Origin of the sequence: Streptomyces venezuelae, assembly GCF_008642275.1 — a bacterium.
Classification (GTDB): Bacteria; Actinomycetota; Actinomycetes; order Streptomycetales; family Streptomycetaceae; genus Streptomyces; species Streptomyces venezuelae_E.
In genome coordinates, this window is record NZ_CP029189.1 from 3,887,725 (window position 1) to 3,912,788 (window position 25,064).

Consider the following 25,064-nt stretch of genomic DNA (forward strand, 5'->3'; position numbering starts at 1 on the left):
AGGGGCGGGCGGCAGCGCGCGGAGCGCCCTCGGAGGCGGACGGCGGGGCGGGTCAGCGGGACAGCTGCAGACCGGCGTCCTCCTCGCGGGCGAGGGCGTACACGTGGGACGCGAGAGCCACGTCGTGGACGCCCATGCCGAACGGGTTGATCACCGTCCGGTCGGTGGCGGTGATGGGGCGGGTGTAGGCGCCGGACAGGAGCGTGGCGAGGTCCGCGTCCACCTGGCGGGCCCCCGGTGCCTCCGTACCGGGCGCGGTGGCGCGGCCCGCCCGGGCGAGGCGGCCCAGCAGCCGGGTGTCGTCCTCGCTGACCAGGTGCCAGTCGTCGACGAACAGGTGCTCCGCGCCCAGGAGCACGTCCTCGTGGGCGTCGTCCAGGGACACGTTGAGGAAGACCGAGCCCTCCGGCAGCCAGGCCAGTGGTACGTAGGAGGTCGTGGTGGTCGTGGTGGCCAGGGTCACCGGCGCCGAGCGGACCGCCGCTTCGGGGTCGGCCGTGATCTCCACGTCGATCCCGGGCAGGGACGCGCGCAGCTCCTCGGCGAAGGCGTCGCACCGGGCAGGCGACAGGTCGTGGACGATCACGGACTTCACCGCGCCGTGCGCCGCCAGCAGACCCAGATGCGTGCGCGCCTGGACGCCGCACCCCAGCAGGGCGACCCGTTCCACCGTGGGCAGGGGGCGGACCGCGCGCAGTGCCGCCACGGAGACGGCCGCGGTGCGCAGGGCGCTGATCTGCGCGCCCTCCATGATGCAGACCGGTTCGGCCGTCTCCGCGTCGTACAGCAGGATCAGGCCGGCGGCGCGGGGCAGGCCGCGGTCCACGTTGCCCAGACTGGCATTGATGATCTTGCAGCCGTACGCGCCGTCGTGCCAGGCCGGCAGAACGAGGCTGCGGGCGGCCGCGCCGTCCGGCGCGGTCCAGCGCAGCGCCGCTTCGGTCGCCACCCCGGACCTGTTCGCGCGGACGGCGAGGAACGCCTCGGTGACCGCCCGCAGGGGATCGATCCGTGCGCACAGCGACGCGACGGTCGCTCCGTCGAGGTACTGCAACGGCCGGGACAAAGCCTGCATTTCTACTGCCTTTCTCGTTGTGGACCAAGGCTTTTGCAGCCTTGAAGTGCGCAGACGGCCTCCTTTACGGTCGCCCGCATGAATTCACCGCAGCCTCGCCCCAAGAAGCCTCCGCGCTGGCTCCTGCGCCGCCCGGATCCGGACGCGCCGGCCCGCATCTTCCTGTTCCCCTACTCGGGTTGCGGCGCCTCGATGTACCAGGCGTGGCCACGCCGCATCGGTGCCGTCGACGTCTGCCTGATCCAGCCGCCGGCCCGGCAGAACCGGATCGCCGAGCCGCACTACGGCACGTACGAGAACATGGCGCGGGACCTCGTCGAGTACCTGCGGCCGCACCTGGACCGGCCGTTCGCCTTCTTCGGGCACTGCGGCGGAGCGCTCCCGGGGGTCGAGGTGGCCCGGCAGCTCGCCGCGGCCGGACTCCCGCTGCCCGAGCGGATCTTCGTGTCGGGTCAGGTGGCACCGCACGACGGCCCGTACAGCCGGCTGTTCGCGCTGGACCGCGACGGGCTGCGCCAGGAACTCGGCCACATCGTCACCGCGCTCGGTGGTGATCCGAGCGGGCCCGTCGTCGAGATGGGCCTGGAGGTCCTCGCCAACGACCTGGAGGCGAACCGGCGGTACACCCCGGGCCGCATCACGCTTCCCTCGGCCGTCACCGCGATCGGCTGGTCCGAGGACACCGAGATCCCCACGAAGCTCATGGGCGGCTGGGCGGACACGACGGAGGACTGCCGGACCGTCGAACTGGACGGCGACCACTTCGCGTTCCTCTCCGCGCCCGAGGCGCTGCTCGCGGAGATCCGCCGGGACTTCGGCGCGGAGCACGCAGCCGGAACGGACTAGGCCGGAGCGGTCGGACGGTACGGGCGGCGCGTCTGCCGCGCCGCCCTCGTCCTTTTCCCCGGCGTACGCCTCAACGGCCGGCCGCAGGCCGGAGCACGTGGCCGCAGCCGGCCCGGCGTGCGCGTGGCCGCAGCGGGGCGCGGCTCGCCCAGCGGGCATGGCGGTCCGCGTAGTGCCTGCTCAGAGGGTGCCCGGACTGGCCGGCGGGCAGCTCCGCGGTGACGAGTTCGTCCACCGTGACCACGATCCGGCCGGCGGCACCGAACCCGGGGACGGCGGTGCGCACGGTGTGCAGCATCCCGGCCTGGGCACGCGGACGGATGCCGAGCACCGGGTCCGCCCACGGCACGAGCGCGGCGAGCGGGTGCCGCAGGCCCACCTTGTTCAGGCGGCCCCATTCCTGCGGCCGGTCGCGCAGGGCCGACCTCACGCAGTCGGCGACGAAACCGTCCACGTCGGCGGTACCCGCGGGCAGCAGCGCGATGTCGCGCGCGCCGAGGATCGCGAGCAGCGGCCGGTCGTAGTCCCGGAAAGGGAACCGGAAGGCCGGTTCGTGCTCGCGGCAGACCGCGACGTACGGGGCGAGGATCCGCCGGGCGAGGACGTCGCGCAGACGTACGAGCACGGCGAAGGCCCGGGACCCGGAGTCCGCGGTGCCGTCCCATTCCTGCAGGAGGGAACGGACCGGGTCACCGGGCGGGAGCGCGGCGACCGCGAGGTCTCGGTAGGGCAGGTACACGTCGGCCGCGATGTCGTGCTGCAGCGCGTGCATCCCCGCCGCGTCGTGGCGTCGGGCCGAGCCGAGGACGTCGCGGATGCGGCGGGCCCGGTGGCCGGGGTCCAGGTCGAGACCGATCCGGAACTCGTCCTCGGGGAGGGCCCCGTCGTTCGCCGACACCAGGATGCCGTCGGCGGGATCCACGATCCGAGGGCGTTCCGGCCCGGTGAGGTGCCCGTCGGCGGGTTCGGTGCGAGGGGTGCCGGCGGGACGGCGGGGCAGCAGTCCCGTCGCCAGGTGGGCCATCCGCTCCCGGTCCGTGACCAGGACGTTGAGCGCGACACCGTGGGCCTCGTCGAGGATCGCGACGGCCGCGTCGACGTCGGCGGCGTGGGCCAGCCGCTGGAAGCGCAGGTCGGCGGCGCGGGGGTCGTGTCCCGTCCAGCGGACGGCGACCTTCTCCCCGCACAGCGGCGCCGGCGAGACCGGCATCGTGCCGACGGTGGTGACGTCCACGGTGGCCGGTCGGCGGCCGCGGACCCGGATCTCCTCCGTCCTCGTGCTCAGCTCCTCCCCTTCGGCCGGGACGAGGTCGAGCACATCGGCGGTCAGGTTCGTGACGCCCCAGGCGATCCGCCCGTTGGTGCCCGAGAGCACGACCGGCAGACCCGGGCTGGCGAGACCGCGCAGCCGGGTGCCGGGCCAGGCGAGGTCCACCTCGTAGAGGACGTTGGGCACGCCGAGGGCCAGGTGCAGATCGTTCGCGAGCAGCGGTCCGTCACCCGGTGCGGTCCAGCAGTTGGAGCCCGGGACGGCGCTGTCGGGGGCGACGAGGTCGGGGGCCGCGACCTCGCCGCGGTGGCGCGCCAGGTCGGCGGGCGGGGACACGGTCCCGGTACCGGGCAGGAGGAAGTCGGCGACGGATGCGGGCAGCGCCCGGCGCATGACCGCCTCCGCCCGCTTGGACTCCTCGTTGTAGGAGAGCGAGTGGGACAGCACGAGCGAGGTGAGCACGCTGTCCTCCACCCGCCACGGCTGGGGCCGGTACGACAGGAACCGGCACTCGAACGGGGTCTCCTGCGCGTAGGCCGCGTTGACGCCCTCCGCGAACGCGCTCAGCAGCTCCCGTTCCGGCCCGGCGAGCTCCTCGGCCGCCTTGTGGGCGGCGGCGGCCAGCCCGAGGCGGCGGTAGACGGTGTCCACCGGCAGGGCGGTGCGGCCCCACACCTCCGAGAGCCGTCCGCCTCCGGTGCGGCGCACGAGGTCCAGCTGGAACCCGCGGTCGCGCCCCATGGTGTAGCCGAGCGCGCGGACCGCGTCGTGGTACGTCTGCGCGGTGATCCGGGTGACGCCGTCGGCGCGGCACTCGGCACGCACCGGTGCGGTCAGCGTGGCCACCTCGATCTCACCGGGACAGCGGGGCGCCGAGTCCTTCAGGGCGCGCAGCATCCGCCGCTCAACTGCGACCCGGCCGCAGTTGCGGTGCACGTAACCGGCGATCCCGGCCGCGCCCGCGGCGAGCACGGACGCCGACACCCACGGCCACGCGAGCAGCGCGGCCGCGAGCAGGACGGTGGCCGCGCCCGCCGCGCCCACGACCCGGGCCGTCGGGAACAGCCACAGGCGGCCGAGGCGCGGACGGTGGGTCGGGCACGTGCTCACGGCGTCTCCAGAAGGGCTGCGGCGGCGGTCCTGACGGCGGTCGTGATCGCGGTGACCAGCTCGGCCGCCAGCTCCTTCGACGTCGTCGCGGGCTTGTAGCGCAGTTCGAACACCAACTCGTCCCCGGAGGGCACGAGTCCGAGCACGAAACCGGACGACGTGGCCACGACCTGCGCGCCCAGGACGTCGCCGTCGGCGGCGGTGTACGGCGAGAACACGAGGCCGTCGTCGGGCGCGACGGTGGCGACCTCCTCCTGCCCGACGAGCACCGCCTCGAACACCGGGCCCAGGTCCGGGTGCCGCCTCTGGAGCTCGGCGAGCACCTCCTCGAAGGGCAGTTCCTGGTTGTCGAAGGCATCGACGCAGACCTCTCGGGCCTGGCGGCCGACCGCGACCGGGTCCGTGTCGTCCAGCCGCATGCGCAGCACGACGGTGTTGGTGACGAGTCCGACGACCTCGTCCATGCCCGGCTCCACGCGGTTGGCGAGCATGGTGGCGATGCGGATGTCTTCCTGGCCGCTCCACGCCCGCAGCGTCGCGGCGTAGGCCCCGAGCACGAGCATGAAGTCGGTCATGCCGTGCCGGCGGGCCGCGCTGCGGACCGCCCGCACCTCGTCGGCCGGGAGCGTCGCGACGGTCACCGCGGACCGCAGCTGCTGCACGAACGACGCCTTCGTGTTCAGTTCCGCGAAGCGGCTGCCGGGGCCGTCGGCGAGCGCGGGGAACGGAGGGTCGAGCCGGTCCAGCCAGAACTCCAGCTGCCGCGCCCCTTCGTCGGTGGCGAGCCAGGCGGCCCGCTCCTCGGCGAGCGAGGCGCTGCCCCGGGGGACCGGCCGGGGCGCGGGCGCGCCGTCGGCGGCGATCTCCCGGTAGATCCGGGCCGCCTCGGACAGCAGCACCGTGAGGGAACGGCCGTCGCACACGATGTGGTGCAGGTTCACGAAGACGACGTGCCGGTCCGTACCGAGCCGGTGCACGGCGACACGGACGAGCGGCGCCCGGTCGAGCGGCAGCGCCTCCCGGGCGGCAGCGGCCATGCGCTGCTCGCAGCGACGGGCCGGGTCCTCGTCGGCCGAGTGGTCCTCGATGTCGATCCTGACCGTGACGTGCGGTTCGACCACCTGGACGGGGCCCTCGCCGGTGTCCTCGAACCGGGTGCGCAGCGCCTCGTGGCGGGTCGCCAGTTCGGCGAAGGTCCGCTCCAGGACGGCGATGTCCAGCGGGCCGTCGGCGCGCAGCGCGCCCGCCACGGCGAACAGGCCGACCCCGGGCAGCTGCTGGGCCACGTCCCACATCTGGCGCTGTGCGCGCGAGAGCGGGTGGCGGGTCGCCGACGGGGCGACGGCATGCCCCGTGGACCGCGGCGCCGGGGCGACGCCGTCCGCCAGCGTGTCCACCAGGCCCGCGATCGTGGGCCTGGCCATGAAGGCCCGCATCGACAGGGCACCGTGGCGGGCCCGGAGCCGGCTGACCACCTGCATGGCGGTGAGCGAGTCCCCGCCCGCGTCGAAGAACGGCGTCTGCGCGTCCACGTCCGTGATGCCGAGGACCTCGGTCCAGATCTCGCGGACGCCGGCCTCCAGGGCCGCACGGACCGGCTCCGCCGTAGCGGCGGGGACAGCCGCCGGGACAGCCGCCGGGACAGCCGCCGGGACCGGGGCCGGGACCGCTGCCGGGACCGGACGTACGGGGGTACCGGCGCCACCGGCGGGCGACGGGGCGGCGTCGGCGGCCGGGCCGGACGCCAGGAGGCGTGCCAGGTCGGCGATGCCGGGCAGCGGGGTCTCGCGGAAGGACCGTCCGGCGTCCTCGACGATCGAGGCGAGCGCCCTGCGGTGCACCTCCGCCGCCAGTGCCAGCGTGCTCTCCGGCAGCGCCGCGGCGTCGTACTCCATCAACAGCCGCAGCTCGTGGGTGCGGACGTCGACGGTGTAGGCCGAGCTGTACACGTAGTGCGTGGACTCCAGCTCCTGCGCGTCCAGCAGCTCCAGGCCACCGGCGCCGACCATGCGGCGGGTGTCGTGGTAGTCCGTGAAGTTGAAGCCGGAGTCGAACAGCGGCCCTGCGCCGTACGAGGCCTGGACGGCGGCGCTGGGGTACCAGCGGTGCCGCATCATCTCCTGCTCCTCCTCGTGGAAGCGCACCGCCAGCTCCGCCCACGACCGCTCGCCCAGCGCGATCCGCACGGGCAGCTGGTTGAGGAAGAGGCCGAGAACGCGGTCGGCGTCGGAGTCCTCGGGCCGGCAGGCGAACACCATGCTGGTGGTCACCTCGTCGGAGCCGGTCAGCCAGGACACCACCCGCAGGTGTGCGGCGGAGAGCAGCGCCTTGACCGGCACGCCCAGCCGGGCCGCGACGGCCCGCAGGTCGTCGAGCCGCCCGGAGAGGTCCACGTGGAACTGCCGCATCACGGGCGTGCCCGATCGCTCCGGCGCGATCAGCCGGGCCGGTCCGGCGGTGCGCCCGGCCCAGAACGCGCGGTGCCCGTCATCGGTGAGCGCCGCCCGCTCCAGGGCCACGTAGTCGCCGAAGGCGGTGCGCGGGATCGGCTGCGGCGTCGCCGTGCCCGTGTCGAGCAGCTCCGTGTACCGGGCGTGCAGGTCCTCGAAGAAGACGTTCACCGACCAGCCGTCGAGGATGGCGTGGTGGTGGGTGAAGATCAACTGATAGTCGGTGGCGGACGTGGTGAGCGCCACGAGCCGGAACGGGCCGGGCCGGGCCAGGTCGAAGTCCTCGGCGGTCTCGCGCGCCACGACCTGACGGATCCGTTCGTCCTGGACGTCGGTGTCGAGGCCGGTGAGGTCCTCGAACGTGACCGGCACCTCGACACCGGTGTGCACCCGCTGCAGCGGGCCCAGCGCGTTGGCGAGATCGAAGCTGGTGCGCAGCACCGGATGGGCGTCGGTGACGGCCTGCGCGGCCGCGCGGAACGCGGCCGGGTCCAGCACGCCACGCACCCGGTAGCTCAGCATGATGTGGTAGACGCGGGCGTCGGGCGCCATCTCCTGGTGGTACATCATCCCCGACTGCAGAGCCGTCATCGGGTAGGCGTCGACGACGTCCGGCGGGAGGACGACACCGTCCGGCAGCCCCGAGAACGGCTCGCGCCCCGTCCGCTCCACCACGTCGGTCGTCCGCGGCGCGAGGGCGGCGACCGTCGGCGCGGCGTACACGTCGCGCACGGTCAGGCCCACACCCCGGTCCTTGGCGAGACTCACCACGCGGATCGCGCGCATCGAGTCGCCGCCGGCGTCGAAGAAGTCGGTGCCGGTGCCGAGGGACGGGTCCAGGAGCACCTCGCGGAACACGTCCAGCAGCAGGGCCTCGCGCGGGCCGGACGGGGCCGCTTCGCCCTGTCCCGCCGGGGCGGGCCCGGCCGCCGTGCCGTCGGCCGCGGCGGCGACGACGGCCCGCCGGTCGAGCTTGCCGTTGTTGGTGAGGGGGAGGTCGTCGACCACCACGACGGTGCGCGGAACCATGTAGCGGGGCAGCGTCGAGCGGACCGCCGTCAGGAGCTCCGCGGGGTCGGGCGTGGCGCCGGGCTCGGGGACGACGACGGCCACCAGGTGCGCGCCGCTGTCGTCCGCGGTGACCGCGGCACCGGCCGCGGCGACGCCGGGACGTGCGGAGAACGCCGCCTCGATCTCGGCGAGTTCGACGCGGAAGCCGTTGACCTGGACCTGCTGGTCGCGGCGGCCGAGGTAGGCGAGGGTCGTGCCGTTGCGCCGGGCGAGGTCGCCGGAGCGGTACATGCGGGCGCCGGGGACGTCGCCGAAGGGGTCCGGCAGGAACCGCAGGGCGGTCTCCCGCGGTCGGCCGAGGTAGCCGTCGCTGACCTGCGGGCCGCCGACGTAGATCTCGCCGACGCAGCGGTCGGCGACCGGGACGCCGTTGTCGTCGAGCACGTGCAGAGCGGTGCCGGGCAGCGGCGTGCCGATGTCGGACTCCGCGGTACGGGTGTCCTCGGGCCGCAGCCGGCGCCACGACGCGTGCACCGTCGTCTCGGTGATCCCGTACATGTTGACGAGCTCGGTGCGGTGTCCGACCTCCTCGTACCAGCGCTCGACCAGGCGCCGGTCCAGGGCCTCGCCGGCGAACAGCACGTAGCGCATGTGCGCGGTCGACTCGGGGAGCGCGGCGAGCGCGGGCAGCATGACGGTCAGCGCCGAGGGGGTCTGGCTGAGCACGGTCACCCGCTCGCGGGCGCACAGCTCGGCGAACTCCTCCGGCTCCCACGTCGTCAGCCGCGGCACCACGACGAGCCGGCCGCCGTGCACGAGGCAGCCGAACATCTCGTACATCGAGACGTCGAACGAGCAGGCGTGGAAGAGGGTCCAGACGTCGTCGGGGCCGAGGCCGTAGCCGTCGGCCGTCGCATCGAGCAGGCTCAGCACGTTGTGGTGGGTGACCCGCACGCCCTTGGGCCGGCCGGTGGAGCCGGAGGTGTAGATCACGTACGCGGGGGCGTGCGCGGGCACGTGGGCGAGCGGCACCTTCACCGGGGCGTCCACGAGTTCGGCGAGGGCGGCCCGTTCCCCGGGCACCGTGGCGTCGTCGGTGATGGTGAGGCGGGCGCCCGAGTCGGTGAGGATGTCGGTCACGCGCGCGGTCGGCCAGGACTCGTGCAGGACCAGGCTCGCCCCGCCCGAGGCCATGACCCCGATGATGGCGACGACGAGGTCCAGGCCGCGCGGCAGCGAGACGGCCACGACGTCCCCGGCGCCGGTCCCGCGAGCACGCAGGGCCCCCGCGGTCGCCTCGATCCGCGCCCACAGCTCCGCGTAGGTCAGGGCGCCCTCGGGCCCGGTGACGGCGATCGCGTCCGGGCGCGTCCGGGCCATCGCGGCCAGGCGGCCCGTCAGCGACTCGTCGGCGCGGGGCAGCCGCTGGGGTGCGGCGACCGCGCCCGGCGCGGCGACACCGAAGGTTCCGGCGGCGAGCTCGGCGACCGGGGCGTCCGGCTCGGCGCCGGCGGCCGTCAGGACGGCGAGGACGGTGTCGGCCACGGCCCGGACGTCCGTGTCGGCCACGACCCGGCGGTCCGCCTCGACGTACAGGGCGAGCGTGTCGCCCTCGTCACGGACCAGGAAGTTCAGGCCGTACTTGGCGCCGACCTGGGCCACCTCGACGTGATCGATCTCCAGACCGGGGAAGTCGGGAGCGGGCAGGGTGGTGCCGAGGTCGGTGACGATGACGTTGAACGCCGAACGGGCCGCGGGGACGTCCTCGGGCACGGGCGCATGGCGGACCGCGCCGAGCACCGCCGACCGGGTACGGCGCACCAGCTCGGCGAACGGCGCGGGGCCGGCGTCCAGCCGGACCGGCACCATGTCGAGCAACAGGCCGACGACCCGTTCCAGGCCGGTGCGGTCCCGGCGGGAGACCGGCATGCCGACCACCAGGTCGGTGCGGCCGGTGTAACGGGACAGCGCCACCGCGACCGCGGTGGACACCACGGTGAAGACGCCGGCGCGCGCCTGTTCGGCGATCCGGCGCACGGCGGCGGTGGTGTCGGCGGGGACGACCACGCGGTGGGCGTGGCCGCGCTCGGTACCGGCGGCGCCGTCGAGCGGCGGGGGCAGGGGGAGGGCGCTCAGCGACGCGTCGTCGAACGCTTCCCGCCAGTACCGGCGGGAGGCGGCGACGTCGGCGAGCGCGACCCGGTCGGCCTCCCAGCGGGCGTAGTCGACCACGGCCACGTCGTCACCGGCGGCGGGCGGCCGCCGTCCCGCGACCCGGCTGCCGTAGCAGCGCGCGAGGTCGTCCAGGAGCGGGCCGAAGGACGTGCCGTCGGCGATCACGTGGTGCAGGACGAAGAAGAAGACGTGGTCCTGCGGCGCGAGACGGAACAGGCGCATCAGCACGGGCGGGGCCGTGTCCAGGGCCAGCGGCAGGTCGGTGAGGCGCGCGCACTCGGCGAGGCAGGCGTCCAGGCCGTCCGCGTCGGACACGGCCAGCGGGGGCTCCACCGACGGCAGGACCAGCTGTCGCGGCTCGCCGTCCGTCACCGGGAAGACGGTGCGCAGCGACGGGTGCCGCTCGTGCAGGTCACGCAGCGCGGTGACGAACGCGTCCCGGTCGAGGGGGCCGCGCAGGCGCAGCGCCCCGCTCAGGTTGTAAGTGCCGTCCTCGGCGAAGTACGAGGTGGCCCACAGCGACCGCTGCGCGGCGGTCAGCGGACCGGTGTCCCCGCCGGGCCGCGGGGGCCAGGTCAGCCCCTGGCGCCGGCCGATCAGGCCGACGAGGTCCGCACGGTGCAGCTTCATCTCCGCCAGCAGCTCCGACGGCAGTTCCTCGCCCGGCGCGCGGTAGCGGAGCCGGTCGTCGGCGAGGGTCAGGGTCACGCCGAGGTCGTCGAGTCGGCGCATCACGTCCTGTGCGCTCACAGCTCCCCCTCGAAGACGAGCTCGGCCGCGGGGCGGTCGGCGCGCTGGCGGTCCAGCTCGGCGGCGACCTCCTCGATCGTGCCCAGCTCGAAGAAGTCCTCCAGCGCCAGCTCGACACCGGTCACCTCGGTGAGCCGGTAGAGCACCTGAACGGCCAGCATCGAATGGCCGCCCAGCTCGAAGAAGTCCTGGTCGACGGCGACCGCGTCCAGTTCCAGCAACTCGCGCCACACCTCGGCGACCTGATCCTGCGTAGACACCTTCATCACCTTTCGCCGAAAGTCAGTACCGCGTCGGGGTCGGCCGCTCCGGCGCGCAGCACGTCGGCCAGCGCCTGCGTCCAGTCCGCGACCGTCGCGGAGTCGAGCGTCTCGGGCCAGAACAGGACCTCCAGCCGCAGCCGGTCGGTCTCGCCGGAGACGTCGATCATCAAGTCAAGGTCCATCACGGGGTCCGCCAGCTCACGCGGCTCGACGCGGAGGTCCCCGATGCGCGTCCCCGTCCGCCACGCGCCCTGGTGCGTGACCTTCACCTGGAACAGCGGGAACCGCCCCGCCTGCCGGGGCGGGTTCACCGCCGCGACCAGCTTGTGGAAGGGGAGCCGGTCGTGCTCCTGGGCGCCGAGCACCTGTCGCCGGGTCAGGTCGAGCAGGTCACCGAAGGACGGTGCTCCGCCGGGCGCGAGCCGGACCGGCAGCTGGTTGACGAACGTGCCGATCAGTTCCTCGCTGCCGGGCCACGACCGGTTCACCGAGTCGATGCCGAGTACCAGGTCGGGGGTCGCGGTCGCCCCGCGCAGGACGGCGTACGAGGCGGCGAGCACCGCCATGAAGGGGGTCGCGCCGCGGGCCCGGGCCGTCTCCGCGACGGCCTTGGTCTCCTCCTCCGTGAGGAGGGTGACCACGTGGTCGGTGACGAAGCTGGGCTTGGCCGGCCGTGCCCGGTCGAGCGGCAGGTCGATCGCGCCCGGGGTGCCGGCCAGCTGATCGGTCCAGTACCGCGTGCACTGCTCGGCGTCCGGGCCCTCCAGCCATGCCCGCTCGGCGGCCACGTACCGGGAGAACGAGGTGCGGGGCGGCGTCACCGAGGAGTCGCCCGCCAGCTTCCGCTCGTAGTGGTCGGCGATGTCGCGCTTGAGCACCTCCAGGGACCAGCCGTCGGCGACCAGGTGGTGAAGGGCGACGGAGAGCACGTGGTGGTCGTCCGCTACGCGTGCCAGCCGGGCCCGGGCCAGCGGCGGTTCGGTGGTACGGGCGGAGATCTCGACCCCGTCCGCGGTGCCCGTCTCCAGGGGGAACGCGGCCTCGGGCCGTACGACGGCCTTCGGGACGCCGCGCTCCTGGGTGAAGACGGTGCGCAGCGGCTCGTGCCGGGCGGCGACCGCGGTCAGCGCGTGCCGCAGCGCGTCCTCGTCGAGCGGGCCGTGCAGGTCGAGGGAGAGGATCAGCAGGTTGGGAGCCTTCCGGCGGTGCAGCTGCTCGAAGAACCACAACCGCTCCTGCCCGGAGGACAGGGCGTCCGCCGTGCGCGGTTCGCCGGTGGCGGCGGCGACCGGCTCCGCGACCTCGACGGCGGCCAGCAGACCCCGTGCGGTCGGCCGGGACAGGAACGTCCGCAAGGACGTGCCCTCCGCCCCGAACCGGGTGCGGGCACCGGCGACCAGCGTCATCGCGAGGAGCGAGTCGCCGCCGGCGGCGAAGAAGTCGTCGTCAGGGCCGATCGCGGCCACGCCGAGCGCCTCGGCGACCAGTTCGCGCGCGGCGTCCAGGTCGGCGTCCCGGGTGGCGGGCGTGGTGGCGGCCGCGGGCCCGTCCTGCGCGCACAGGTCCTCCAGGGCCCGGTGGTCGGCCTTCCCCGAGCTGTTGACCGGCATCCGGTCGAGCACGGTCACCTCGTGCGGCACCAGGTAGCGGGGGGCGCCGGCGCGCACGGCGGAGGCCACGTCGGTCGGCGCGTCGAGCGTCACGAAGGCGCACAGCCGGCCGCCGGTGAACACGCAGGCGGCGGAGCGCACCCCGGGAACCCGCAGCAGCTCGGCCTCCACGTCGCCCAGCTCGACCCGGTGTCCACGGACCTTGACCTGCCGGTCGCGGCGGCCGTGGAAGTCGATGGTGCCGTCCGCGGTGCGGCTCACCCGGTCGGCGGTGCGGTACAGCCTGGCGCCGGGCGTCCCGGACAGGCCGTCCGGGACGAAGGAGAGCGCGGTGCGCACCGGATCGCCGATGTAGCCGCGGCCGACGCCGGCGCCGCCGACGAGCAGTTCGCCCTCGGTCCCGGCCGGTACCTCGGAGCCGTCCGCGTCCACCACGTACAGGCGGGTGTTGAGCACCTCCCGGCCGATCGACGGCCAGGGACGGGCCGCGCTCTCGGCGGCGGTCACCACGTGGTGGGTGACGTCGTCGGAGCATTCGGTCGGGCCGTAGGCGTTGACGATCGGGATGTCCGGGCAGTGCTCGTACCAGCGCTGGGCGACCGCCCCGGGGAGGGCCTCCCCGGTGGCGACGAGGTACCGCAGTGAGGACAGCCCGGCCCGCAGTTCGTCGTCGAGCTGTGCGGTGAGCACGGCGAGGAACGACGGGACGATCTCCAGCACGGTCACCCCGTGCCGGCGGACCCACGCCACGAGCTCGGCGGGCTCGGAGATGTTGCGGGGCGAGGCCACCGCGGTCCGGCCGCCGACGGTCAGCGCGATGAGGGTCTGCCACACCGAGATGTCGAAGGACAGCGGCGCGGTGAGGCCGATGACGTCGGCGGGCCCGAGGCCCAGGTCCGCCGTCTTGGCCGCCAGGTGGTTGTCCATGCCGCCGTCGGCGACCATCGCGCCCTTGGGCGTGCCGGTGGAGCCGGACGTGAAGATCACGTACGCGAGGCCGTCACGCGGCCGGTCCGCCGCCGTGCCGGGGGCCGGCTCCGGCTCCGGCTCCGACTCCGGCTCCGGCGACTCCGTCCGCGCGGTGGCGACGAGCACGGTCGGTTCCGGGGCCACCCCGGCGGCGACCTGCGCGGCGAACTCCTCGTGCCCCGGTTCGACGAGCAGGACACGCACGTCGGCGTCGGCACACATCCGGCGGGCGCGCCGCACCGGTACGCCGGGCTCCACCGGGACGAAGGCCGCGCCGGCGAGCAGTACGCCGAGCATCATGGCGACGTAGCCGGGCCCGCGGTCGGCGACCAGCGCCACCAGGGTCTCCCGCCCGGCACCGGCGGACCGCAGCGCCGCCGCGTGCCGGCGGGCCGCCGCGTCCAGTTCCGCGTACCCGAGGGTCAGGCCGTCCGCGACCACGGCGGGTGCCTCGGGGTGCTCGCGCCGCCACGAGGAGAACCGCGTCAGCACGGGGCTCACGATGGGCTCGGTCATGATCAGGTCCTCTCCACGAGATCGCTCACGGGGAGCAGTTCGGCCAGGGACGCCGCGTCGGCGCCGGCCAGGGCGCGCACCGTGGCGTGCAGTCGGTGGGCCAGTTCCTCGATGCCCGCCGCGTCGAACCGGTCGGTCCGGTACCGGTAGGTCACCCCGTAGCCGCCGTTCTGCTCGGCGATGTCGATCAGCAGCGGGTAGGGGGCCGCGGCGATGTCCAGATCGGTCGTCTCCACCTGCAGACCGGACAGCTCGACGGGCCGGGAGGGCGGCTGCATGACGAGCATCACGTCGAACGGTGACCCGTCGCCGCCCGCGGCGGGGGTGAGCAGCGGTGCCAGCTCCTGGAAGGGCACGTTCGCGGACCGGTAGGCCCGCAGGGCGCCCGTCCGGACGGCGGCCAGCGCCTCGGCCGGCGAGTCGGCCGGGGACAGGTCGACGGCCAGCACCGACACGTTCAGCAGCGGGCCGACGATCCGCCGGTACTCGGGCCGGTCGCGCTGGGCGATCAGCGTGCCGAGCATGATCTGCTCGCGCTCGGCCGTCCCGCTGTGGGTGAGCGCCGCCAGCGCCGTCGCGAACACGATGTAGGGCGTCGTGCCGGTGCGGACGGCGAGGTCCCGCACCGCCGCACCGAGGCCGGCGTCGACCGTGTCCGCGTGCTTCGCGGACGTCTCCTCGCCCGGTGCGGCGGGCACGGCCCGGTCCGGGAGGGCGGACCGCCGGGCCGGACGGCCCACCACGTCCCGCCACAGGGCGGACGTCTCACCGCGGTCACGCCGGTCCCACCAGGCCCGCTCGTCGAAGCAGTAGTCCGCGAACCCGTACTCGGCCGCGGCCGGCGTCCGCCGGTTGTAGCGGTCGGCCAGCTCGCGCAGGAAGACCCCCACGGACCAGCCGTCGCACACGATGTGGTCGATGTTGATGAACAGGCCGTGGTCACGCTCCCCGAGCCGTACGAGCAGCGCGCGCAGCGGCAGCTCCCGGCGCAGGTCGCCGACGACCGCGGCCTCGTCCTCGACCAGCCGGTCGAAGACGGCGTCGCCCAGCTCGGCCACCGGGCCGCGCAGGTCCAGACGGGGGAGCTCGAACTCCTCGACCGGGCGGGCGGTCCAGGTGAGCGCACCGCCGTCGGTGGCGAACCGGGCCAGCAGCACGGGGTGCGCGGCCAGGGTCTCGCGCAGCGCGGCCTCCAGCGCCTCCTCGTCCAGGTCGCCCCGCAGCCGCAGCACACCGGGCATGTTGTACGTCGGCGAATCGGGGTCGATCTCGCGCAGGAACCAGAAGCGCTGCTGCGCCGCGCTGGCCGGGACGGGCAGGGACGGGTCCGCGGGGACGCGGTCCCGCACCCGTTCGGCGGTGGCCCGGTCGGCCGTGCGCACGGCGCCGACGAAGTCGCGCAGCCGCGGGTTGGCGAACACGACGTCGACCACCAGCCGCACGTCGAGCAGCGCGTTGACCCGGTCGATCATGGCGAGCGCGAGCAGGGAGTGACCGCCGAGCTGGAAGAAACTGTCGTCCCAGCCGACCGCGTCGAGCTCCAGCAGGTCCGCCCACAGGGTCCGTACGGTCGCCGCGAGCGCGTCGTCCGGCTCGGCCGCGGCCCGGGTGGCCGCCGGTGCCGAGAACGACAGCGACCGGTAGTCCACCTTCCCGTTCTTGGAACGGGGCAGGCGGCCGAGCTCGGCGATGATCGTCGGGATCATGTGCCGGGGCAGCAGGTCGGCGAGGACGGCGCGGAACCGCTCGTCCTCGTCGACGTCGAGCACGACGGCGGTGCCGTCCGGGCCGCCGGCGCGGGACACGTACCCGACGAGCGAGGCACCCGCCGGCCCGTTGTGGACCTTCACCGCGGCCTCGACGACGCCGGGGCACCGGCGCAGCGCGGCCTCCACCTCGCCGACCTCGATCCGCTGGCCGCGGATCTTGATCTGGGTGTCGGCGCGCCCCAGGAACTCCAGGTCGCCGTCGGCGTTGACGCGGCCCAGGTCGCCGGTGCGGTAGAGCCGGCCGCCGGGGGCGGTCGCGTAGGGGTCCGGCACGAACATCTCGGCCGTCCGCCTCGGGTTGCCGCGGTAGCCGCGGCCCACCGCGCCGCCGCCGACGTGCAGCAGTCCGACGACACCGGGCGGGACGGGCTGCAGGTGTTCGTCGAGGACGTGGACGGTGGTGTTGGCCAGGGGCCGCCCCACCGCCGTGGTCATGGGTGCGCCGGGTCCGCTCGCGCACAGCCCCGCCGTGACGTCGTCGGTGCATTCGGCCGGACCGTAGGCGTTGTGCACGGGGATGCCGGGCAGCTCCCGCACCCAGCGCCGCAGCACGTCGTGCGTGAGGGTCTCGCCCGTGGACAGCATCACCCGCAGCGCGCCCGGCGTCGCGGCGAGACCGGCGTCGAGCAGCGCCATGATGTTGGACGGCACCAGTTCCAGCATGGTCACGCCGCCGTCGACGACGGCCCGCAGCAGACGCGCGGGCGACTGCGAGTCCGGCTCGGGCACGATCCGCACCCGGCCACCGGTCATCAGCGGGGTCAGCAGCTGCCAGACGGAGATGTCGAAGGAGACCGGGGCGGTCTGGGCGACGCAGTCGTGCTCGGTGAGCCCGAAGTGCTCGGCCAGCTGCCACATGTGGTTCGTGACGCCGTAGTTGGTGGAGACGGCCGCCTTGGGGACGCCGGTGGAGCCGGAGGTGTGGATGATCGTCGACGTGGCGTGGTCGGGGCAGAGCCGCGGCGGCCGGACGGCGGTGGCTCCCGAGACCAGATCGGCGAGGTCGAAGACCTCACGGTCACCGAACAGGTGGCGGCCCGAGGCGTCGGCGATGATCGCGGCCGGTTCGACCGCGTCGACCATGGCCCCGGCGCGCAGCGGCGCCTCGCGGGGACTGACGGGTACGTAGGCGCCGTCGGCCTTGTGCAGGCCCACCAGCGCCACCAGGTAGTCGGCGGAACGGCCCGCGCTCATCACGACGTTGCGGTCGGTGGCGACGCCGGCGGCGCGCAGCCGCTCGGCGACGTGGTTGGCGCGTGCGTCCAGCTCGGCGTAGGTGAGCCGGACCCGGCCGTCGTCGACGGCGACGGCGTCGGGGGCGAGGTCGACCCAGCGTTCGAAGGAGTCGAGGTAGTTGTCCGGGCGCGGCACGTCGGGACCCAGTCCCCGGGCGACCAGGGCGCGGGCCTCGTCCTCGGGCAGCAGGGGGAGCGGGCCGGTCGTCCCGGTACCGATGCCGGTGAGCAGCACCGGCAGGGTACGGGCCACCAGTTCGGCCTGCTCACGGGAGACCGTGGAGGAGTCGTACTGGAGCTGGAAGTCCAGCACGTCCGCGCGCACCGCGACGTTCAGGCCGAGGTCGGACTGGGTGGTGTGGTCGGGGACGGAGTGACCGTGCAGGGTGACGGCGCCCGCCGGCAGTTCGGCGTGCTCGTCCCCGGTCACGATGCCGGCCGCGCCGGGCAGCGAAGCCGTGTAGCAGGTGAACATGGCCTGGAAGATCGTGGCCGTCGCGGTGTCGCGGTCGGGGTTGACCAGCCGCACGATGTCGGAGAGCGGCGTGTCCGCGTGGTCCAGCACGTCGAGGACGTGCCGGTGGGTGGCCGCGGCGAACTCGGCGAACGGCACCTCGGGGCGGTAGGCGGAGCGTACGGGCACCACGTTGACGAGGTAGCCGACCCATTCGGCCAGGGACCGGTCGGTACGGCCCGCGGTGGGCACGCCGACGATCAGGTCGGCCTGGCCCGAGAGGCGGTGCAGCAGCACCTGGTAGGCGGAGAGCAGCAGGTTGTGCAGGGTCAGCCCGTGCTCGCGGGCGTACCCGGCGAGCGGGGCGGCCGGCACCTGGAAGGCGAGGGATTCGCGGGGCGTGCCGTCCCCGGGCGTGTCGGTGCCCGGCCGACCGAGGTCGGGCAGGGTGAGGGTGGGCAGTTCGCCGTCGAGTTCGGTCCGCCAGAAGTCGCCGTGGTCGCGGCGTGCGGCCGGGGCGGCCACCGCGCGGGGCTCCGCGTGCTCACCGCGCAGCTCGGCGGCCAGGTCGGCCATGACGATGGCGAAGGACGACACGTCGCACACGATGTGGTGCAGGGACAGCGCGAACAGCCAGTCCGTCTCGCGGCGCAGCAGTGCGGCGCGCAGCGGGGTGCCGGAGCCGAGGTCGAAGGCCCGCGTGGCGATGTCGCGGTACCAGGCGGCCACGCGTTCGGCGCTCCAGCCGCGTCCGTCGGTCACCTCGATGCCGGGGACGTTCGCCCCGAGCACCTCGGCGTGCGGGGCGCCGTCGCGCGTGGTGATCGCCAGACGCAGGCTCGGGTGGCGGGCGGTCACGGCCCGCAGCGCGACCCGGAAGGCGTCGGGCTCGACGGTGCCGGTGACCCGGAACGCACGCGTCACGTTGTAGTCGCCGCTGTCGGGCACGGCCCGGTGCAGGAACCACAGGGCGCGCTGGGCGGGGTTGAGCACGTGGTCGTCGCCCGCCGCCGCGGCCGGAAGGGCCGGCGCGGACGCCGCGGCCGTCGCCGCCGCCGTGGCGAGTCCGGCGATCGATTCCGCCCGCAGGGCGGCGGTCGGCGCCAGCTCGATCCCCAGGGCCTCCTCCAGGTCGTGGCGCAGACGTACCGCGGTCAGCGAGTCGGCGCCGAGGTCGGCGAGGGAGGCGTCGGCCGGCGGCGGCTCGGGCAGGGCGAGGAGGGCCCCGATGTGCAGGCGCAGGGCGTCGGGCAGAGCGTGGCCCGTCAGCAGCTCCGTCAGCGAGGAGGCGCGCCCGTCGAGGGTGTCGTCGAGCAGGACGGGCAGGACGCCGTCGAGGTACCGGTCCCGGGCCGCATAGCGCTGGACCTTGCCGCTGGAGGTCTTGGTGATCGTGCCGGGGGGCACGACCAGGACGGTGCGGGCGGTGACGCCGTGGATCCGCGCCAGGGTGGCCCGCACCCGTACGGCGATCTCGGAGTACCGCTCGGCCGGGGTGTGCGCGCCCGCCTCCTGGCACACCACGACCGCCTCGTCGCCGTCGTGCTCGACGCCGAACACGGCGCAGCGGCCGGGCCGGACGTCCGGGTGGCACGTACCGGCGTCCGCCTCCAGGTCCTCGGGGTAGATGTTGCGGCCGCGCTGGACGATGAGGTCCTTGGCGCGGCCCACGACGAACAGCTCGTCGTGGTCGCGGAAGCCGAGGTCGCCGGTGCGCAGGAAGGTCCCGAAGTCCTGTCCGCCCCAGTAGCCGGCGCCGTTGCTGCCGCTCGCGACGGCGATCTCACCGACCTGTCCGGCGTCGAGTTCGGTGTCGCTGCCGCCGTCACGGTCGACCACGCGCACCTCGGCGTGCTCGGGCAGCCGGTAGGCGGTCAGCTCGCGGCCGTCGTCGAAGGTACGGGAGACGGTGGGGGCGACGGTCGTGACGAGCAGGGTCGCCTCGGCCAGGCCGTAGCAGGGCAGGTGTGCCCCGGACCGGAAGCCGGAGCCGGCGAAGGACTCGCTGAAGGCCCGCAGGGTGCGCGGGTACACCTGGGCGGCACCGTTGAACGCGACGCGCCAGCTGGACAGGTCGAGCCCGGCCTTCTCCTCCTCGGTCACCTTGCGCACGCACAGGTCGTAGGCGAAGTTGGGGCCGCCGCTGATGTCGGCGCGTTCCGCGCTGATGGTCTCCAGCCAGCTCGCCGGGCGCCGGATGAACGACAGCGGGTCGAGGATGACGCCCTTGGCACCGGTGTACAGGGGCTGCAGCATCGCGCCGATGAGACCCATGTCGTGGTGGAGCGGCAGCCAGCTGACGATCGTGGAGTCCCGCTCGACGCCGAACGCCCGCTGGATGGCGGCCTCGTTGTGCATCAGGGCACCGTGGGTCACGACGACGCCGCGCGGGGTGCTGGTGGAGCCGGAGGTGTACTGGAGGAACGCGACGTCGTCGGCGGCCGCGAGCGGCAGGTCCGTGCCGTCGTCGGCGGCCGCGGGCTCGATCAGGTCGGCGAGCAGCCACTCGTGGGCCGCGGCGAACGCGCTCAGTTCCGGGTCGTCGCCGCCGACGGCCAGGTCCCGGACGAACGACAGGGACACGACGAGCGATATGTCGCAGTCCCGGGCCACGTTGAGCACCCGTCGCCGGGAGACCTCGTCGATCGGCAGCGGCACGGGTACGGCGATCACGCCCGCGGCGAGGCAGCCGAGGAAGGCGGGGGCGAACTCCGGGGCCGTCGGGAACAGCAGCAGCACGCGCGCGCCGGGCCGTACCTTCTCGGAGAGGGCCCGGGCCACGGCCAGCGACCGGCCCCACAGCTGTCCGTAGGTCAGATCGACCCGGGGGCCGCCGCCGAGCGTCGCGACCGACAGTGCCGGCCTCTCGGACGAGTCCTGCGCGTGTGCGGCGAGCCGTGCGACCAGCCCGCCCGGGACGAACCCGGTCATTGCTTTTCCTTCCATGTGAACCCGACGGTCGCTTCGCTCGCACCGAACATGAGCCGGGGGTCGAGCAGCCGCGTGCGGGCCGGGTCGATCGTGAAGTCCAGGGTCGAATCGAGCAGTTCACGCAAGGCGATGCGGATCTCCAGGCGCGCCAGCGGCGCGCCCAGGCAGTAGTGGATGCCGTGCCCGAAGGCGATGTGCGGGTTGTGCGGACGCTCGATGTCGAACACGTGCGGGTCCTCGAAGACCCGCGGGTCGCGGTTGGCGGCGGCGATCCACACCGACACCGACTCCCCCGCGGGGATCAGCTGTCCGCCGATCACGACGTCCCGGACGGTCTTGCGTTCCACCCGGGTGGTCTCCGAGCGGTACCGCATGACCTCGTCGATGGCCGCGTCGAGCAGCTCCGGCCGGGCCCGCAGCTCTGCCACGGCGTCCGGATGCCGTCCGAGGACGATCATCGCGTTCACCAGCGTGATGGTGGCGGCCTGCCCGGTGGACATCAGCAGGGCGATCAGGCCGGCCGTCTCGTCGTCGCCGAGGCGGTCGCCGTCGATCTCGGCCGCGATGAGCTTGCTGGTCAGGTCGTCGGTGGGGGCGGCGCGCCGCTGAGCGATGAACCGGTGCAGGTACGCCTCGGCGAGCTGGGTCAGGGTGAGCACCTTCTGCAGGCCGTTGCCCTCGGCGCTCGGGTCGGCGAGCGTCATGAGGCTCCTCGACCACTCCTGGAACAGCTGCTGCCCCTTGGTGGGAATGCCGAGCATCCGGGCGATGACGGTGGCCACGACCGGCGAGGCGAACTCGCGTACGAAGTCCACCTCGTCGCGCCCGTGCAGGCCGTCGATGAAGCTCCCGACGGTCTCGCGGACCATCGGTTCCAGCCCGGAGACCCAGCGGGGCGTGAACGCCTGGCTCACCAGGCCCCGCAGGTTGCGGTGGCGTGGCGGGTCCATCCAGGTGAGGTTGCCCGTGCGGTACAGGCGCATCGGCGAGTCATCGGGCACCGGCCGCACCACGGCGTTGGAGAACGCGCCGTGGTTGGCGAGTACTTCCTTGACTTCCGTGTAACCGAAGACGTGCCAGCCGCCGGTGCCCGGCGCCCGGGTGACCGGCTCGCGTGCGCGCAGCCAGTCGGTCAGCTCTGCCTCGTCTGCGGGCGGCGGCGTCCACACGCTCGTCGTCACGCTCATGCTCCCTTGGTTGCGACCGGTGTGAGGTGTTCGGCGACCCACTCGTCCGAGTAGACGGTGTCGGCGTACGGTTCGCCGCTGTCGGCGCACAGGAACGCCACGACCGGCTCCGGGCCCGTGTGCCCTTCGAAATGACGGGTGATGGCCGCGTAGACGCAGCCGGTGGAACCGCCCGCGTAGATCCCGTGGCTGCTGAGCAGCGCCCGGCAGCCGGCCACCTCGTCCAGCTCGGACTGCACGACGACCTTGGTGATCCAGGCGTCGTCGATCAGGGGCGGACGGATGCTGGACCCGATGCCCGGGATGCGCCGGCGGGCCGGCGGGGCACCGAAGATCGCCGAACCCTCGACGTCGACGGCGACCACAGCGGCCTCCGGGTGCACCTCGCCGAGGCGGCGCGAGAGGCCGTTGATCGTCGCGCCGGTGCCGACGCCCACGAAGAGGTAGTCGATCCGGCCGATGTCGTCGAGCAGCTCCGGCGCGGTCAGCTCGTAGTGGCCGCGCGCGCCGTCCGGATTGGCGTACTGGTTCGGCCAGTACACGTCCGCCAGCTCCGCGCGCAGGTCGGCGACCCGGGCGAGCCTGCTCAGCAGGTAGCCGCCGGTGCCGTCCGGTTCGGTGACCTTCTCCACGCGGGCGCACAGCCGCCGCAGCGTCCGCTCGGTGGCCGCGTTGACGTTGGGGTCCAGCACCGGCACGAACGGCACGCCCAGCTCGTTCAGGAAGTGTGCGAGGGCGAGGGCGAAGTTCCCGGAGGACGACTCGACCACCGTGGTGGAGCGGGTGATCTCGCCGCGCCGGACCGCCTCACGGAGGATCCAGATCGCCGCCCGGTCCTTCGAACTCCCCGCCCGGTTCTCCGACTCCATCTTGGCGTAGAGCCGGATCCCCGGATGAGGCAGCCGCACGACCCGGGTCCTGGGCAGGTTGCCCAGGAGCGCCTCCACGCGGTCGAGCAGCTGCCGGTCTGTCCGTCGTAGGTCAGCGGGCGCAGACACGGAAGCCCATGTCGTAGCAGCTGTAGTCGGGCAGGTTGTAGATCCGTACCCACGCCAGGCAGCCACGCGGGTCACAGTTGTTGTAGAAGGAGCCGCCGCGGATGACGCCGAGCTCGACCGAGCCTTCCTTCGTCTTGATGACGCGTCCCGGCTTGCCCTCGTCGTACGGGTAGTGGTGGAAGGCGCTGGAGGTGATCTCCCAGACGTTGCCGGTGAGGTCCACGACGCCGTACGGACCGGCCGACTGCGGGTAGGCGTCGACCGGGGTGGTGTCGGCGACGTTCATGGTGTGGTTGCAGTGCTCGGCGGTGGGCTCCTCGTTGCCCCACGCGTAACGCCGGCCGTCGGTGCCGCGGGCGGCCTTCTCCCACTCGGCCTCGGTGGGCAGACGGGTGCCGGACCACTCGCAGTAGGCGGCCACGTCGAGGGAGCTGACGTGGGTGACCGGGTGGTTGTCCTTGCCCTCCAGGGTGGAGTCGGGGCCGTGCGGCGTGCGCCAGGACGCGCCGTCGATGTTCTTCCACAGGTAGTCCTGGTCCGGAACGACGACGGCGGGGTCACCGATCCAGACCCAGCTCTTGCCCTTCTTCTCGGCGTCGGTCACGTGGCCCGTCGCCTCGACGAACCGGCGGAACTCGGCGACGGTGACCGGGTACTTGGCCATGCGGAACTCGGCGACGTCGACCTGGTGCTCGGGTGCGGCGGCGCGGGGCTTGCCGTCCTCGCGCAGCTCGTCGGAGCCCATCGTGAAGGGGCCGGCGGGGATGGTGACCCAGTGGTCCGAGGGGAACGCCTCGGCGGGGATCACTTCTGCCGTCACCTGGGTCACGGATTCTCCTTACATCGTGGTGGATGCGGCCGGAACGGGCCGGCCGTCGAGGTAGTAGCGCCAGACGGTGGACAGCGGCGCGCTGCCGCAGCGCAGCAGCCGGTCGTGGAACGCCTTCAGTTCGGCGGGCGAGTCGCCCACCCCGGCCAGCTCGCGCCACCGCCGGATGTGCAATTTGCCGAGCGTGTACATGGCGCCCGCCGGGTTGGCGACGACGGCGAGCACCTCGCGGCCGGCGCGTTCCGGCGACCACCCGCAGAGGGTGGCCGCCTCGGCGGCGGCGGCGCCGAACTTCCTCCGGCCCGAGTGGACGGAGAGGAAGACCAGCAGCCGGGTCGCGGCTTCCAGCGCGTAGCGCAGGGCGGCGACCTCGATGAGCGGACGGCCCTCGGCGAGGCCCCGTTCGATCGCCAGTTCTTCGGTGTAGTGCGCCCAGCCCTCGGTGGTCCCGGGGAACCAGGGCACGCACCTGCGGATCACTCCTGCGTGTTCGGGAGTGGCCTCATGGTGCAGGTAGTGGCCGGGGACGACCTCGTGCACGGCGATCATCTCGAGCATCGGCTCGTTCAGGTAGTCGCGCAGTGCGGCGGGGTCGCGCGGCTCGGGGACGTGCAGCACGTGCGGCTGCGGCACCCGTTCGAGCGCTCCGGCGTGGTCGAACACGACGGCCGCGGAGGTCGCCGCGTCACGGGCGGGCCGGATGTCGAGACCGTGCCGGTTGGTCAGCGTGATGACGTCCTGTCCGGCCCAGAACTCCCGCAGCCGCTCGATCATCCCCGACAGCGCGGTGACCACCGATCCGGCGGGAAGCCGTGCGCTCAGCAGTTCGTAGAGCTCCTGCCGGCTGCCGGCGCCCAGTCGCGCCGACAACGCGTCCAGGCGGGCGACCAGCTGCCGCACCTCGGTCTCGACCTCGGCGAGCAGGTCGTCGACCGGTGTGTCGATGCCTTCGGCCGCTTCGAGATAGCCGGCGAGCCGGTCGGGACCGAAGACCGCACGGGCCGGCGCGGTGGCGGCGACCGCGTCCGCGAAGCCCGCGAACGCGGCGCTCGCCGCGTCGGCCAGTCCCAGGAGCGAGCCGTCGGCGACGTCCGGCCGCTGCCGGACGAGCTGGGCGACGACGTTCGGGACGGACGCCGCCCGGGCCCGGGCGTTCTCGAAACCGCTGATGCGCTCACCCGCCGGCAGAGTGCCGCCGAACGTCTTCGCCGCGGAGGCGAGGAAGTCCGGCAGCTGGGCGAGGTGACGGGACATCGCCGCGACGCGCTCGTCGAGCGGCGCGTACTCGCCGCGCAGGTAGACGTGCACGTCCGTCTCGGCCAGCCACAGGTCGGGCCCCCGGTGGGCCCGGCCGAGCTCGGCGATGCGGAACCGCTCGTCGGTCAGTACCCGCATCGCCGTGCCGAGGTCCGCCCGTACTTCCGGGTCCGCGTCCTCGGGCAGGGTGTCGAGCTGCCCGAGGACCGCGGACAGCAGACCCTCCACATCGGACGGAGCGTCGGGCACGACCTCCGGCAGCCGGGCGTCGAAGTCATGACGCCCCGCCCGTCTGCCGACCTGCGGATAACGCTCGAAAACGTAGTCGACCACAGCGGAAACAGAATTCAGAGCAGCGG

The 25,064-nt window shown here is 73.8% G+C and carries 11 protein-coding genes; 1 reads left to right on the forward strand and 10 read right to left on the reverse strand.

Translation table 11 applies throughout. The annotated features are described in order from the left end of the window. Positions 1–52: 52 nt before the first annotated feature. On the reverse strand, positions 53–1,075 hold the full coding sequence (locus tag DEJ51_RS17125) for an ornithine cyclodeaminase (RefSeq protein WP_150258359.1): 1,023 nt from the start codon (positions 1,073–1,075) through the stop codon (positions 53–55). Between the two features lie 78 nt (positions 1,076–1,153). Here DEJ51_RS17125 and DEJ51_RS17130 point away from each other — a divergent pair, with 78 nt between their 5' ends. Then, positions 1,154–1,921 carry a thioesterase II family protein gene (locus DEJ51_RS17130; protein ID WP_150258361.1) on the forward strand — a complete coding sequence of 256 codons (768 nt, stop codon included), beginning with the start codon at positions 1,154–1,156 and terminating at the stop codon, positions 1,919–1,921. A gap of 70 nt (positions 1,922–1,991) precedes the next feature. On the opposite strand, the gene DEJ51_RS17135 is transcribed toward DEJ51_RS17130, so the two are convergent. Genes DEJ51_RS17135 through DEJ51_RS17175 form a run of 9 tightly spaced genes read right to left on the reverse strand, consistent with a single transcriptional unit; the run spans position 1,992 to position 25,038 of the window. After that, positions 1,992–4,301: a penicillin acylase family protein gene (locus tag DEJ51_RS17135; protein WP_150258363.1), complete on the reverse strand. Its 2,310-nt coding sequence runs from the start codon at positions 4,299–4,301 to the stop codon at positions 1,992–1,994. Further along, complete coding sequence (locus DEJ51_RS17140) at positions 4,298–10,687, reverse strand: non-ribosomal peptide synthetase (RefSeq protein WP_150258365.1); 6,390 nt, start codon at positions 10,685–10,687, stop codon at positions 4,298–4,300. The genes DEJ51_RS17135 and DEJ51_RS17140 overlap by 4 nt, the downstream gene beginning before the upstream one ends. Then, entirely contained in the window at positions 10,684–10,947 is a 264-nt protein-coding gene (locus tag DEJ51_RS17145; RefSeq protein ID WP_190620434.1) for a phosphopantetheine-binding protein, read from the reverse strand. The genes DEJ51_RS17140 and DEJ51_RS17145 overlap by 4 nt, the downstream gene beginning before the upstream one ends. A gap of 5 nt (positions 10,948–10,952) precedes the next feature. After that, complete coding sequence (locus DEJ51_RS17150; protein ID WP_150258369.1) at positions 10,953–14,045, reverse strand: non-ribosomal peptide synthetase; 3,093 nt, start codon at positions 14,043–14,045, stop codon at positions 10,953–10,955. A gap of 2 nt (positions 14,046–14,047) precedes the next feature. Beyond that, positions 14,048–20,434 (reverse strand): non-ribosomal peptide synthetase, encoded by a 6,387-nt coding sequence (locus DEJ51_RS17155; RefSeq protein ID WP_190620435.1) that lies wholly within the window; start codon positions 20,432–20,434, stop codon positions 14,048–14,050. Beyond that, the gene (locus DEJ51_RS17160; protein WP_190620438.1) at positions 20,431–21,615 is read right to left on the reverse strand and encodes a cytochrome P450; all 1,185 of its coding nucleotides are present in this window, start codon (positions 21,613–21,615) and stop codon (positions 20,431–20,433) included. Before DEJ51_RS17160 ends, DEJ51_RS17155 begins: the two co-directional genes overlap by 4 nt. Before the next feature lie 2 nt (positions 21,616–21,617). Then, positions 21,618–22,619 carry a 2,3-diaminopropionate biosynthesis protein SbnA gene (gene sbnA / locus DEJ51_RS17165; protein ID WP_150258374.1) on the reverse strand — a complete coding sequence of 334 codons (1,002 nt, stop codon included), beginning with the start codon at positions 22,617–22,619 and terminating at the stop codon, positions 21,618–21,620. Then, entirely contained in the window at positions 22,603–23,448 is an 846-nt protein-coding gene (locus DEJ51_RS17170; RefSeq protein WP_150258375.1) for a formylglycine-generating enzyme family protein, read from the reverse strand. The genes sbnA and DEJ51_RS17170 overlap by 17 nt, the downstream gene beginning before the upstream one ends. A 9-nt stretch (positions 23,449–23,457) precedes the next feature. Beyond that, positions 23,458–25,038, reverse strand: a complete 1,581-nt coding sequence (locus tag DEJ51_RS17175) for a DUF885 family protein (protein ID WP_190620440.1) — start codon at positions 25,036–25,038, stop codon at positions 23,458–23,460. Positions 25,039–25,064: the final 26 nt, after the last annotated feature.